Genomic DNA, 13,119 nt, shown 5'->3' on the forward strand with positions numbered 1-13,119 from the left:
CATGCTAATGCTACTTAAATCCTGCAAGACAACTTCTGAATTAATTGACAAACAACAATTAACTCCTTTGTCTATTAAAGAAAAACTACAGTTACAAGCCCATAAAGCGTTGTGTAAAACTTGTAGCGCTTATGAAAGTCAATCCAAAACGATTGACAACTTGATTATAAAATGGTTTGGAAATAGCAAACTAAATAAAATAGAAAAATTGAGTGATCAAAAGAAAGAGGCTATTATTAATAAAATAAACAAAGTATAAACCAAAAAACCAGGCCTTTATGAGAGCATTAATCATATCAGGAGGCGGTAGCAAAGGAGCTTTTGCTGGCGGTATCGCTGAATATTTAATCAATGATTGTTGCAACAAATACGAACTATTTGTAGGTTGCTCTACAGGTTGTTTGCTATTGCCTCATTTGGCGTTAGGTAAAATTGAAAAAATAAAAAAAATATATACTTCTGTTTCTCAAGAAGATATTTTTAGCATCTCTCCTTTTATTATAAAAAAAACTAAGACAGGATATGATACTAAAATTAATCACTTCAACTCTGTTTTATCTTTTATCAAAGGCTGCCCTACCTTTGGCGAAAGCCTAAACCTACGAAAACTCATCAAAAAAAGTATAACTTCCGATGAATTTGACCAACTAAAAGAACAAAATAAAAAGGTTATCTTAACTGTTTCTAACCTAAGTTTAAATCAAATAGAATATTACAATTCTATGGATTGCAATCATGAAGATTTTTGTGATTGGTCCTGGGCATCATCTAATTATGTTCCGTTCATGAGTTTACTGACTAAAAATGGTTTCCAGTACGCTGATGGCGGTTTTGGTAATTTTGTACCCATATCTTGTGCTATCGAAAATGGAGCTACAGAAATAGATGTGATCATCCTTGAAAATGAAGTACAAACGATGCATCTACCAGAAGTAAAAAATGCCTTCTCTTTATTGTTTCGAACTTTTCAATTTATGAAAAACACGAATAACTCTAAAGATATTATCATAGGAAAGCTCATTGGTATGAATCAAAATATTAAAATCAACTTTTACTTCACCCCTGAACAACTTACCGACAACCCACTAATTTTTGATCCAACTGAAATGACACAATGGTGGAAAGATGGCTATGAATATGCCAAATCTAGACAACCAGATAGTTTTTGTCATATTCCTCAAAAAGAAAAAAAAACCACTGCCAGTCAAGAAGTTGAGGATTAAATCAACTTGAACAGCTTTTTTTTTAGATAAAACTCAATTCAAGAAATTTAAAACTTATGAAAAAGTCTGTTTTAGTATTACTCCTTTTTATCATCTTAATACTTAGCGCTGTTGGTTTTTGTGGTACAAATCCTTTTCTACCAAAAGATTCTAAAAAGACAGTTGATTATAAAGGAATGAATTTAGTTGCTCCGATCAAAGAAATTAATAATACTACATTTGAAGCACTCGTTCAGACTCATGTCAATGCAATTTCACTAATTCCTTATGCTTTTGTCAATATAGATAACGCTTCCGTATCCTACAATCATAAAAAACAATGGTGGGGCGAAAGCACTGCTGGAATTAGAACTTGTATCCAAAAAGCACATGCCTACAACATGAAAGTCATGCTCAAACCTCATCTATGGGTGAATCACCAATTTTACACAGGAAACCTCAACTTCACAACTACTTCCGAATGGGAAAATTGGGAAGCAGATTATGAAAAATATATTCTTGAATATGCCCGAATTGCACAAGATGAAAAAGTAGATTTATTTTGTTTTGGAACAGAACTACGCAATCCGATTGCCAAAAGACCACAATACTGGACGCAACTCATCACCAAAATCAAGAAAATTTATACCGGAAAATTGACCTATGCTGCTAACTGGGATGATTATGATAGCGTTCCGTTTTGGAGTCAAATGGATTACATTGGGATAGATGGTTATTTTCCGCTTTCGGACAAAGAAAATCCAAACGTCAGTGAACTAGAGAAAGACTGGCAAAAACATATAAAAAAAATGGATTTAACTCAAAAAAAGTGGCATAAAAAAATTCTCTTCACTGAGTTTGGGTACCGAAACTCTAATTTTGCGACTCAGGAACCTTGGAAGGAAAATCAAACTGAAGCAAACAACAATGCTCAAGCCAATGCTTTTCAAGCTTTGTTTACTACTTTAAATCATCAAAAATGGTACGCAGGAGGATTTGCTTGGAAATGGTATGCTGATGACTATCATAAAAGTAAAGAAGTGGATTATACGCCACAAGGCAAGCCCGCATTAGAGATAATTGCTAAATGGTATAAAAAATAAAAGATTCTCAACTTCTCTCGAATTGACAAAATAAAAAGTCAAAAATTTGAAGACAAATTAAGAATCTCTTGAAGAATAAAAATTACAAATCAATTATTTACCCTCTTGAAACAACATGGCTCCAGAGTTCATACAATAACGCAATCCTGTCGGTTGAGGACCATCATCAAATAAATGCCCTAAATGTCCTTCACAACGGGCACAAACAATTTCTCCTCGTACCATTCCGAGACTTTTATCTACTACTTCTTTAACTCTGTTTTTATCTAATACATCGTAAAAACTAGGCCATCCTGTACCCGACTCAAATTTGGTTGATGAAGAAAATAAAGGCAATTTACAAGCGGCACAAAAATAATTTCCTTTTTTGTGGTTGTCATATAAAGCATTTCGAAAAGGATATTCGGTACCTTTTTCTCTTAGAATATAGTATTGGTCTTTGGTTAGTTCTTTCTTCCATTCGGCATCCGACTTGGTTACTTTTTTTAATGAAGTATCCGTTAACGAAAGTTTTTCTTGTGTTGGTGAACTAATCTCCTGCATTTCGCTGCCTGTCTTTTTAGCTTGCATACAAGCCATAAAACTTACTGCGAGAAATGGAAGTGATACTAAATATAAATAGCGTTTCATAATATTGTGTTTTAAATGATTTGATTTGCTGCGAAGGCGCAAAATTTATTTTTTACCACGAAGACTCAAAAGCCCAAATTTTAAATAACTCATTGCAGCTACTTTTAAACATAAAGCTTACCTTAAAAAACTTAGAGCCTTACAGCCTTTGTGGCAAATAATTACTTTAGTTTCCCTTTATACGTCTTTTTAAACTGATTAAATCTCGGAATCGAAACTCCTTTTACATATCCTTGATTGGGATTGTGTTTCACATAATCTTGGTGATAGTCTTCGGCTTCATAAAAAGCAGAAACGGGTTTTACCTCCGTCACGATTGGCATTGCAAAAACTTTGGCTGCTGTTAAAACTGCAATTTTATCGTTTATGATTTTCTTTTCGTCCAAATTACCGTAAAAAGCTATAGAGCGATAGGACGAACCCACATCTGGTCCTTGCTGGTTGGGGGTGGTAGGGTCTTGAGAGGCAAAAAAAGCATCTACTAATTGTGCAAAAGAGACTTTTTTAGGGTCATAGAAAACAGCAATAGCTTCGGCATGACCGGTTTGATTGGCTCCTACTTGGTGGTAGCTTGGATTCTTTGTCGTTCCTCCAGTATATCCCGAAATGGCTTCATCAACGCCGTAAACTGCTTCGAATACGTGTTCGCTACACCAGAAACAACCTTCGGCAAAAACAGCAACCGCTTTTCCAGGCTTGGGTTTCAGGCTCAATTCTTTGGTTTGCGATTGACAACTTACAATTGTAAAAAGCAACATTAAATAAGGTAGTATTTTCATCTTTTCTAGGTTTATACTAATATACGATGGATAAACGGGTTTGGTTTTGAAACAATTGCTAAACTTATGTTAGAAGTTTAAGCAAGTGCCTTAAAAAATTAACGATTTTTGATTAACGATTGTTGATTTTAGATTTCGTTGTGGTAAATCATAACTTTTGATTTAAAAGGATTCTTTCCATCTGAAATCTTAATTCGTTAATCTGCATTCGAAAATCATTTCTCGCCCCAGACAGGAACGGTAGCCCCGAATGAAAAACGCCATTTTTACGGGAGTTACAGAGCTATCAAAATTAACGATTGTTGATTAACGATTGTTGATTTTAGATTTCGTTGTGGTAAATCATAACTTTTGATTTAAAAGGATTGTTTCCTTCTGAAATCATAAATCGTTAATCTGCATTCGAAAATCATTTCTCGCCCCAGACAGAAACGGCAGCCCCGAATGAAAAACGCCATTTTTACGGGAGTTACAGAGCGACCGGAGGAAGCTCCTGTAACGACCTAGTAAAAATAGCGTTTTGAATGAGGGCTAAAGTGTATGCCTGGATTAGGCGCCAAATATTTTAATTAACAACATCCTCCACCGTTATAATGAAAAGTACTTTCGGATATAAAAATGTCTTTTCGGTCTAAACTTGCAATTGCCGCAGCGGTTTTATCGCATACTGCTAGGGGTTGGTTTTTCATCAAAACGTGGCCTTTTTTATCATCGAAATAAGATTCTTTTCCGTAATAAATTGCCGCTTTTCCTGTAAACACACAAGGCCCATCGGCAGGCATTGGGTCTTTGATGGCGCAAACTTCGATGCTTTCGATAAAAATCAACTCCTCGGTTGGGTAATTTTCTGGATCTAAAATTCGGTACGGACGACGGCCACGAATTTCGATGGTTCCAAAACCTACATCGGTAAGTGCTTTGATATATTCCGCAATCGGAATACTTCCACTCAAGCATAAGGCACGTAGGTGGTCGTCGTTACGTAATTCTTCATTCATTTCTTGCTCGCAAGTTGGGTCGCTCATCACCAATCGACCATGAGGCTTAAGGACACGATACATTTCTTGCAAGGCTTTCTTCAAATCTTCGGCTTTAAAAATATTGAATAAGCAGTTTTGAGCGGCTATGTCGATGCTTTCATTTTCGATAGGCAAATTTAAGGCATCTCCTTTTTTGAGTTCCACAAAATCAGACTGGAACCAATCATTTTGTTTTTCGGCTTCTAGAAAATTTTGACGGGAAGCTTCGAGCATTTCGTCTACAACATCAACTCCTACTACTCCCCCTTTTTGACGAGAGAAATAAGAAAATTGTAGTAACTCCATTCCGCCACCCACACCTACATAAAGGACTTTTGGGTTATTGATTAGGTCTTGAGCCGAAATGGTACTTCCGCAACCGTAGTTCATCTCTTGCATGATGAGCGGAATTTCAAGGCCTGGGAATTTCCAAATGGGTGTGGTGGTGCAGCAAAGTCCAACATCTGGAGTTAGTGCTGCTTGTTTGTATAGGTCGTTGGTGGCATTTAGGTAGCTCATGTTTTTTTGTTTAGGGTTTAAAGGTTTAGGGTTTAATGTTGGTTTGCTAACTTGAAACCTTAAACTTGAAACTATTTTTACTTTCTAATCAACCCTTTGAAAAGCGTTACCATTTTTGGTTCGGCTTGACCTGCGATGGCGATAATTTCACCAATGTCAACAGGTTTTAAATCATCGGGATTGCATTCGTCTGTTAATACCGAAACGGCAATTACAGGCAAACGCAAATGATTGGCGACAATAATTTCGGGTACAGTACTCATTCCAACCGCATCGGCACCGATGGTTTTTAGATAACGGTATTCGGCTCTGGTTTCAAGTTGTGGTCCTACTACGGCAACATACACTCCTTTGTGTAAAGTGATGTTATTTTCTTTAGCGACTTCTAGCATCATCGCGTTCATAGTAGCGTCATAAGGGGCACACATATCGGTAAAACGGTCTCCAAAATCGGATACATTTTTGAAAGCCAATGGTGAACCACCTTGCAGGTTGATGTGGTCGTCAATCAGCATCATCTCTCCCTTTTTGTAAGTAAGATTGATTGCTCCAGCAGCATTAGACACTAATAATTTAGTAATTCCAAGTGCTTTCAATATTCGAATCGGAAAAGTGATTTCTTGTAACGAATAGCCTTCGTACAAATGAAAACGACCTTGCATCACCAAAACTTTTTTCCCTTCAAGAGTTCCTAATAGCAATTTCCCTGAATGAGACTCAACTGTTGAAACTGGAAAATGTGGAATTTCGGTATAATCAATTGATTCCTCAATGGCAATATGGTCTACTAATTGTCCGAGTCCTGTACCGAGTACGATTCCGATTTCTGCGTTTATGAATCCTTTGGCTCGCAAGAAAGCAACCGTTTCGTTTATTATTTTGATATCCATATATGATTGACTTTTGATTTAACCGCAAAGCTCGCAAAGGTTATACGCAAAGCTCGCTAAGCTTTTTATTCAAGATTATATTTTTATTTTTGAAATTGACTTTTGACCTTTGACCTTTGATTCTTGACTTTTAACTTTTAACTTTTAAAAAACTAAACCACTGCCCCTTGACAACTACTGCCCGCTCCTGCAGTGCAGCCATAACAATGTTGCGAAATGATTATATTACGTTTCGACAAATTCTCCTCGTTGTATTGCGAAATGTGTCTCTCTTTGGTAGCGACTTTCAAACCTAACATTTGGTTGAAATCACAATCGTACAGCCAACCATCCCAACTAACCGAGATGGTATTGGTACACATCACATTGGCGACCGCCGAAGGATTAAAGGCTTCGACCAAAGCATACATATAATCATCGTAATTATCGGAGGCTATCAAATAATCTAAAAAACGGGAAATAGGCAAATTAGTAATCGCAAAAAGGGAATGGAACACGATATCAAAATCTTCTTTTAAGGCTTTTTTGAAATCGTGTTCCAAAGCTTTTTGGTCGGTTGGTAAAAAAGCGCCGGATGGATTGTAAACCAAATCGAGTTTTAAATTCGACCCTGCTTTTCCGTAGCCCACTTTATTCAACATTTGTAACGCTTTGATGGATTGGTCAAAAACACCATCACCTCGTTGTTTGTCTGTTTTTTCTTTTTTATAAAAAGGTAGGGACGAAATCACATGTACATTATGCTTAGCAAAAAACTCAGGTAAATCGTGGTACTTTTTATTGGCCAAAATAATGGTCAAATTGGAACGAACAATAAAATCTTGCACTCCTAATAATGAAGCCTGTTCTACAAACCAACGAAAGTTAGGATTCATCTCTGGTGCTCCACCCGTTAAGTCTAAAGTATGTACTCCAGTATTTTTGATCACATCCAAACATTGCTGCATGGTTTCGACTGTCATAATTTCTTTACGGTCGGGACCAGCATCTACATGGCAATGTGCGCATACTTGGTTGCACATATACCCCACATTAAGTTGGAGGATTTCTATTTTTTTGGGCTGTAACGGAAAAGCGTTAACAGCTTTTATTTTATCTGCAAACGTAGGCAAACTTCCATCTTTGAAAATTCCATTGGAAAGTATTTCCAGTTGTTTTTCGGTTTTGGATAGATCGCTATGTTTTGCATGAAGTGATTTGAGCATTTCTTTTTTTATTTTTTTTACATCGAAAGTTTATCGTACTTATTCATCATTTGAACGCTATGAACCAAGGTAGCACCACCACGAATGGCTGCTGCTACATGAACCGCTTCCATCATTTCTTCTTTGGTAATTCCACGTTTCAAACCATCTCCTGTATAGGCATCTATGCAATACGGACATTGTACGGTATGCGAAACTGCTAAAGCAATCAATGATTTCTCACGAGCAGACAAACTTCCTTCTTCGAATACTTTACCATAGTAATCAAAAAACTTATCTCCTAATTCGGCATTCCAATCGGATATTTTTCCGAATTTTTTCAAGTCGGCTGGGTCATAATAGGTTTTGTCCATCTTTATAGTATAATTAATAGTTTGTTATTTCAAAAATACAATCTTGAATACAATATAGACATACGTTTTAATTTAATTTTGGGTTTTAATATCCCTAAGACAATCCAAATTGTTATTATATGTGACGATGATTCTCAGAGTTCCTGACAAGAAATACAAAAAAGTGGCATCCTCTACCCAATAAACCTCCATTTAGGATCTATCAACTTCTTCAAAACGGGCGAATTAGGCATTAACCGTTAGCATTACATAACCATTTATAAAAACCATTTCATTTACAAAACACCCATAAAGCTCAAAAAACTAAAAACACTTACTACAAAACAATACCCCCATAAAAATTAGGGGCACAAGCTAAACATTAAACAAAAAACACCGTTACATAAATAAAAAACAACCAAAAAATACAATCTAACCATAAAATAAATAGGGTTTGCTCAAATATACCCATTATTAAAATCATAATAAATATTAAAAAAAACTATTATTTAATTATTATTTGACGTGAATTTTCAAGTATCAACAATTCGTCTCAAATAGTAACAAAAAGTTAGTCAATTCTTATTTCGATTTGGAAAAAGTTAATAAATTCGCTGAAATCAAATGAAATTTTAGCAATAAAGCAACATAACACGCCAAGTCTTTATTATAAAAAAAAGAAGCATTAACCTTTATTTCAAAAACAAATTAAACATGAAAAAAATTGAAGCAACGATTAGAAAATCAAAATTTTCTGATGTAAAAAAAGCATTACATGAAGTAGGCGTAAGTTTCTTTACTTATTGGGATGTAACAGGATTAGGAAATGAAAAACAAGGTCACGTATATCGTGGAGTTACTTATAGTACGTCAGACATACAAAGACGACAACTTTCAATAGTTGTAAACGATGATTTCGAAGAAGTAACAATCAAGGCCATTCTAGAGGCAGCATCAACAGGTCATGTTGGTGACGGTAAAATATTTGTATCTGAGGTACAAGAAGCATACAGGATCCGTACAGGAGCAAAAGGTGGAGAAACATTAAAATAATAAAAAACATTACACATGGATACAGGATTATTAACAACAAACAACGTATGGATGATGCTATGTACAGCATTAGTATTCTTCATGCACTTAGGATTTTCATTTTTAGAAATTGGATTGACGAGACAAAAAAATACGATAAACATCTTATTTAAAAACTTATTCATCATTTGTATTGGACTACTTCTATATTGCTTAGTAGGATTCAACTTGATGTACCCAGGAGACTTTAATGGTTTCTTAGGATTTGCAGGTTTTGGTTTAGATGCCCCAATGAAAGATGGCGCTTTAGACTTAGCATACAATCAAGGTTACACCTATTGGACAGATTTCTTATTCCAAGGAATGTTTGCTGCTACTGCTGCAACTATCGTTTCTGGAGCTGTTGCTGAGAGAATAAAAATCAATTCATTCATGATCTTTGCTATCATATACGTAGGAATTGTTTATCCTATTGCAGGTTCTTGGAAATGGGGTGGTGGATTCCTTGACGAAATGGGATTCTATGACTTCGCAGGTTCTACTTTAGTTCACTCTGTAGGTGGATGGGCAGCCTTAGTTGCTATCTATTTATTAGGAGCACGTATTGGTAAATTTGACGAAAACGGAAAACCAAAGGTTATTCCTGGTCACAACTTACCATTAGCTACTGGTGGTGTATTAATATTATGGTTAGGATGGTTTGGATTTAACGGAGGTTCTGTACTTTCTGCTGATCCAGCATTGACTTCATTGACATTAGTAACAACCTGTTTAGCTGCCGCTGCAGGTGGAGTTGCCGCTATGATGTTCACACAATTTTTATACAAAAACTTAGATTTATCTATGTTCCTTAATGGTGTATTAGCTGGATTAGTAGGTATTACTGCTGGAGCTGACCAAATGGGACCAACAGACGCTATCTTAATCGGTCTTATCGCTGGTATGTTAGTTGTTGGAGCTGTAGCCTTAGTTGACAAACTAAGATTAGATGATCCCGTTGGAGCGGTTGCAGTTCACTTAGTATGTGGTATCTGGGGAACTCTTGCTGTAGGTATCTTTGGTGCAATGGCAAGTGTAGATCAATTTTTAATTCAACTAACGGGTGTTGCTGCAATTGGTGCTTTCTGCGTCATTTCATCATTCATCATCCTTATTATAATTAAGAAAACAATTGGACTAAGAGTTACTAAAGAAGAAGAAATTGAAGGACTTGATGAGCACGAACATGGAATGAGCGCTTATCCTGATTATAGAATGAACGACAACTAATAGTGTAATTTATTTCAAATTTTTTAAAAGACCTGTTCGAAATTATCGAGCAGGTCTTTTTTTTTTAGACAAGGGGCTAAACATTCAGAAATAGAACTGTACTATTTACAATTACATAATCACAAAATGCTCTACAATTGATTGTTGGAGTCTTTATTTTAACATAAAAGTAAGACTTCATTTAGAATAGTATAACTAAAATTTTCACCAACCGATAAACTAATTGCTTAATTTTAACCTTACAATTACTTTATTTAATCAATAAAAAAATATAGCCCTATGTGTTTACTATCTAACAATGTGATCCCTGGTACTCGCGGAACATTATTTGGCACTGATGCCAAAGAGGAAAATGACTTAAAAAACATTCAAAACATGATCTTAACCATTGACGGAATCAAAGAGGTTATGATTAATCTTTCACTATTTCCCAGAGAAATAAAAGTGTTTTCAAGCAAATTAATACCCGTACATCTAATTGAAACAAAAGTAAAATCAGTTGGATTTCATGCGATAAGCAAAGATCCTTTTCATATCTAAATAAAATATTGAATTTTAAATTCAAAAAACATCCTTTATCTGTGTTGAAGATAAAGGATGTTTTTTTTTACCCATATTTCTCCATCATAACTATTACTCCTATAAGTTGAGTATTTGCTTATAATTGCTTAATTTTAAAAAACAAAGACAGCCAAAGATCTAAATCGAAATTTGTATCACCTTAAAAAAAAATTATCATGAGTCTAATTACAAATAACATCATCCCTGGAAATCACGGACGGGTTTTCGGGACTAATGCAAAAGAAGATTCCGATTTAAAATCTATTGAAAAAAGTATCTTAGAAATTAACGGAGTCAAAGAAGTCGCTATAAACAATCATGTTTTCCCCAGAGAAATCACCGTTTATTCCACCAAAATCATCAACATCAATGAAATTGAAACTAAAGTAAAATCAATAGGATTTCATGTTATTCCTAAAGAAAATTTAGACGTATAATAACACAGTTGCAAAGTACAATTTCAAAAAAATAATCACTATATTTTTTTTACATCAATATATATCGTAATATTGCAATATAAATATATAGCGATGGGGACAACAAAAACCGAACACTTCACAACAGAACAAAACGAACTAGCAACGTTGACCAAAGCCATTGGACATCCGGCTCGCATTGCCATTATCCAACACCTTATCAAAGTGAACAGTTGTATTTGCGGAGACATCGTAAACGAGTTGCCGCTCTCCCAGCCTACCGTTTCCCAACATTTGAAAGAATTGAAAAACGCAGGATTAATCAAAGGAAGTTTGGAAGGGAATACAATTTGTTATTGTCTTGACGATGTAGGCTTTTCGAAAATAAAAGGCTTCTTTGAGATCATAGACACATATTTAACCAATAAAAACAGTTCTTGCTGCTAGAAATCAAACACAGATTGCACAGATTAGCACAGATTCAATTCTCACAAACTTTGCTTGCTAACAAAAATAATAAGGCACGCAGATTAATAAAGATTTAAGCAAATAAAAAAAATAAAATCCGCCCTTAATCCGTGGCTTCGCGATAGCGAATCCGTTTCATCAGCATACTATCTAACACAATACAAATTTTAAAACACATACAATATGAAACTATCAGAAATTAAACCGATCTTAAACACTGTAGAAACAGTAGCCTTTGTTTTACCAAACGGAACTTTCGTTCCAGAACACTTTCACGTAACCGAAGTAGGTCTAATCACCAAAAACTTCATCGATTGCGGCGGAACCGTACGCAAAGAAACGGTTGTAAACTTCCAATTATGGAACGCCAACGATTTTGAACACCGTCTAAAACCAGCCAAATTAGCAAGCATCATCGCTTTGTCTGAAAAAGTATTGGGTATCGAAGATTACGAAATCGAAGTCGAATACCAATCAGAAACTATTGGGAAATATGACTTGGGTTTCAACGGAACTGCTTTTACATTACTTAACAAACAAACCGCTTGTCTAGCTGAAGACGCGTGCGGAATTCCACCAGCAAAACAAAAAGTAAAAATCGCAGATGCAAGCAACGAACCATGTTGTTCTCCTGAAGGAAACTGCTGTTAATACAAACTGTCCGTCTGAGCCTGTCGAAGACCTCGTTTTAAAAAAATACTTCGACAAGCTCAGTGTGACAAACGTTTTCAAAATAATATTCAGTAGCCACCTGTCAGTCTGTCCCGATCCCGACGCTTCGGGACGGGAGTCGAAGACCTCGCTAGAACAAAGTACTTCGACAAACTCAGTATGACAAATCGATAAAAAATCACATAAAAACCGAAACTTATATGTTATTCCAATCCATCCAAAATCTAGTCGCTACACTAGACTTTACTTCCATTTCTGAAGAGCGAAAAGCAACTCTACAACCGCTTGTTGATTTTATTCAAACCAAGTACGCAGACAAAAAAGAAATCGCTCTTAATTTCATTTGCACGCACAACTCCCGTCGTAGTCACCTATCACAAGTTTGGGCGCAAGCTGCCGCAGCACATTACAACATTCCACAAGTAGTTTGTTATTCTGGCGGAACCGAAGCAACAGCCCTATTCCCGATGGCGGCAAAAACATTGGAAAATGCTGGTTTCCAAATCCAAATGCTATCCGAAGGCACAAACCCTGTTTACGCTATCAAATACAATCAAAACAACCATCCAATCATTTGCTTTTCAAAAACTTTTGATGATGCTTTCAATCCGCAATCTGGTTTTGCAGCCATTTTGACCTGCTCTAGTGCCGACCAAGGTTGTCCGTTCATCGCAGGAGCCGAAAAACGGATTCCGATTACGTTTGAAGACCCAAAAGCTTTTGACCACACACCACAACAAGCAGAAAAATACCAAGAAAGAAGCGTTCAAATCGCTACCGAACTATTTTATGTTTTTTCACAGATTAATTAAAATTAGACACGAATTTCACGAATTAGCACGAACTACATTGAACAGAGATTTCACAAATTTTCATAGATTTAGTGTTAGCCCGTCACGTCAGTTCGAGTGTTTTTTACGCAGCGGAGCGGAGAAAAAAAATGTATCGAGAACCCGTCTGGTTTACCGCAAAAGTTCTCGATACACTTTTACTTCCAAAGGCTATCGCATTTGAAAGCAGAA

Annotated in this window: 16 protein-coding genes; 10 read left to right on the forward strand and 6 right to left on the reverse strand. The window is 35.9% G+C overall.

Annotated features, from left to right (window positions below; genetic code table 11):
- Window positions 1-7: 7 nt before the first annotated feature.
- Genes ABZP37_RS16780 through ABZP37_RS16790 form a run of 3 tightly spaced genes read left to right on the forward strand, consistent with a single transcriptional unit; the run spans window position 8 to window position 2,305 of the window.
- On the forward strand, window positions 8-259 hold the full coding sequence (locus ABZP37_RS16780) for a hypothetical protein (protein ID WP_366184370.1): 252 nt from the start codon (window positions 8-10) through the stop codon (window positions 257-259).
- 19 nt (window positions 260-278) lie between these two features.
- Entirely contained in the window at window positions 279-1,223 is a 945-nt protein-coding gene (locus tag ABZP37_RS16785; RefSeq protein WP_366184372.1) for a patatin-like phospholipase family protein, read from the forward strand.
- A gap of 56 nt (window positions 1,224-1,279) precedes the next feature.
- A complete protein-coding gene (locus tag ABZP37_RS16790; RefSeq protein ID WP_366184374.1) occupies window positions 1,280-2,305 on the forward strand; it encodes a hypothetical protein in 1,026 nt (341 codons plus the stop codon).
- Between the two features lie 93 nt (window positions 2,306-2,398).
- Here ABZP37_RS16790 and msrB read toward each other — a convergent pair whose 3' ends face one another.
- The 6 genes from msrB to ABZP37_RS16820 form a co-directional block, all read right to left on the reverse strand.
- Window positions 2,399-2,935, reverse strand: a complete 537-nt coding sequence (gene msrB, locus ABZP37_RS16795) for a peptide-methionine (R)-S-oxide reductase MsrB (protein WP_366184376.1) — start codon at window positions 2,933-2,935, stop codon at window positions 2,399-2,401.
- 161 nt (window positions 2,936-3,096) lie between these two features.
- A complete protein-coding gene (msrA, locus tag ABZP37_RS16800; RefSeq protein ID WP_366184378.1) occupies window positions 3,097-3,714 on the reverse strand; it encodes a peptide-methionine (S)-S-oxide reductase MsrA in 618 nt (205 codons plus the stop codon).
- A 569-nt stretch (window positions 3,715-4,283) separates the two neighbouring features.
- Window positions 4,284-5,252 (reverse strand): arsenosugar biosynthesis arsenite methyltransferase ArsM, encoded by a 969-nt coding sequence (gene arsM / locus ABZP37_RS16805; protein WP_366184380.1) that lies wholly within the window; start codon window positions 5,250-5,252, stop codon window positions 4,284-4,286.
- Between the two features lie 77 nt (window positions 5,253-5,329).
- Window positions 5,330-6,142: a purine-nucleoside phosphorylase gene (locus ABZP37_RS16810; RefSeq protein WP_366184382.1), complete on the reverse strand. Its 813-nt coding sequence runs from the start codon at window positions 6,140-6,142 to the stop codon at window positions 5,330-5,332.
- Between the two features lie 152 nt (window positions 6,143-6,294).
- Window positions 6,295-7,347, reverse strand: a complete 1,053-nt coding sequence (gene arsS / locus ABZP37_RS16815) for an arsenosugar biosynthesis radical SAM (seleno)protein ArsS (RefSeq protein ID WP_366184383.1) — start codon at window positions 7,345-7,347, stop codon at window positions 6,295-6,297.
- A gap of 17 nt (window positions 7,348-7,364) precedes the next feature.
- Window positions 7,365-7,700 carry an arsenosugar biosynthesis-associated peroxidase-like protein gene (locus tag ABZP37_RS16820; RefSeq protein WP_366184385.1) on the reverse strand — a complete coding sequence of 112 codons (336 nt, stop codon included), beginning with the start codon at window positions 7,698-7,700 and terminating at the stop codon, window positions 7,365-7,367.
- Window positions 7,701-8,393: 693 nt separating this feature from the next.
- Between ABZP37_RS16820 and ABZP37_RS16825 the strand changes: the two genes are divergently transcribed.
- The 7 genes from ABZP37_RS16825 (at window position 8,394) to ABZP37_RS16855 (ending at window position 12,909) form a co-directional block, all read left to right on the forward strand.
- Complete coding sequence (locus ABZP37_RS16825; protein WP_366184387.1) at window positions 8,394-8,732, forward strand: P-II family nitrogen regulator; 339 nt, start codon at window positions 8,394-8,396, stop codon at window positions 8,730-8,732.
- Window positions 8,733-8,747: 15 nt separating this feature from the next.
- Complete coding sequence (amt, locus tag ABZP37_RS16830; RefSeq protein WP_366184389.1) at window positions 8,748-9,980, forward strand: ammonium transporter; 1,233 nt, start codon at window positions 8,748-8,750, stop codon at window positions 9,978-9,980.
- Window positions 9,981-10,259: 279 nt separating this feature from the next.
- Window positions 10,260-10,520 (forward strand): heavy-metal-associated domain-containing protein, encoded by a 261-nt coding sequence (locus tag ABZP37_RS16835; RefSeq protein WP_366184391.1) that lies wholly within the window; start codon window positions 10,260-10,262, stop codon window positions 10,518-10,520.
- Window positions 10,521-10,717: 197 nt separating this feature from the next.
- Complete coding sequence (locus tag ABZP37_RS16840; RefSeq protein ID WP_366184393.1) at window positions 10,718-10,978, forward strand: heavy-metal-associated domain-containing protein; 261 nt, start codon at window positions 10,718-10,720, stop codon at window positions 10,976-10,978.
- A 93-nt stretch (window positions 10,979-11,071) separates the two neighbouring features.
- Window positions 11,072-11,404 (forward strand): metalloregulator ArsR/SmtB family transcription factor, encoded by a 333-nt coding sequence (locus tag ABZP37_RS16845; RefSeq protein WP_366184395.1) that lies wholly within the window; start codon window positions 11,072-11,074, stop codon window positions 11,402-11,404.
- 204 nt (window positions 11,405-11,608) lie between these two features.
- Entirely contained in the window at window positions 11,609-12,076 is a 468-nt protein-coding gene (locus ABZP37_RS16850) for a DUF6428 family protein (protein ID WP_366184396.1), read from the forward strand.
- A gap of 221 nt (window positions 12,077-12,297) precedes the next feature.
- Window positions 12,298-12,909: a protein-tyrosine-phosphatase gene (locus tag ABZP37_RS16855; protein WP_366184398.1), complete on the forward strand. Its 612-nt coding sequence runs from the start codon at window positions 12,298-12,300 to the stop codon at window positions 12,907-12,909.
- Window positions 12,910-13,119: the final 210 nt, after the last annotated feature.

The sequence above is a fragment of the Flavobacterium ovatum genome, from assembly GCF_040703125.1.
GTDB lineage: Bacteria > Bacteroidota > Bacteroidia > Flavobacteriales > Flavobacteriaceae > Flavobacterium > Flavobacterium ovatum.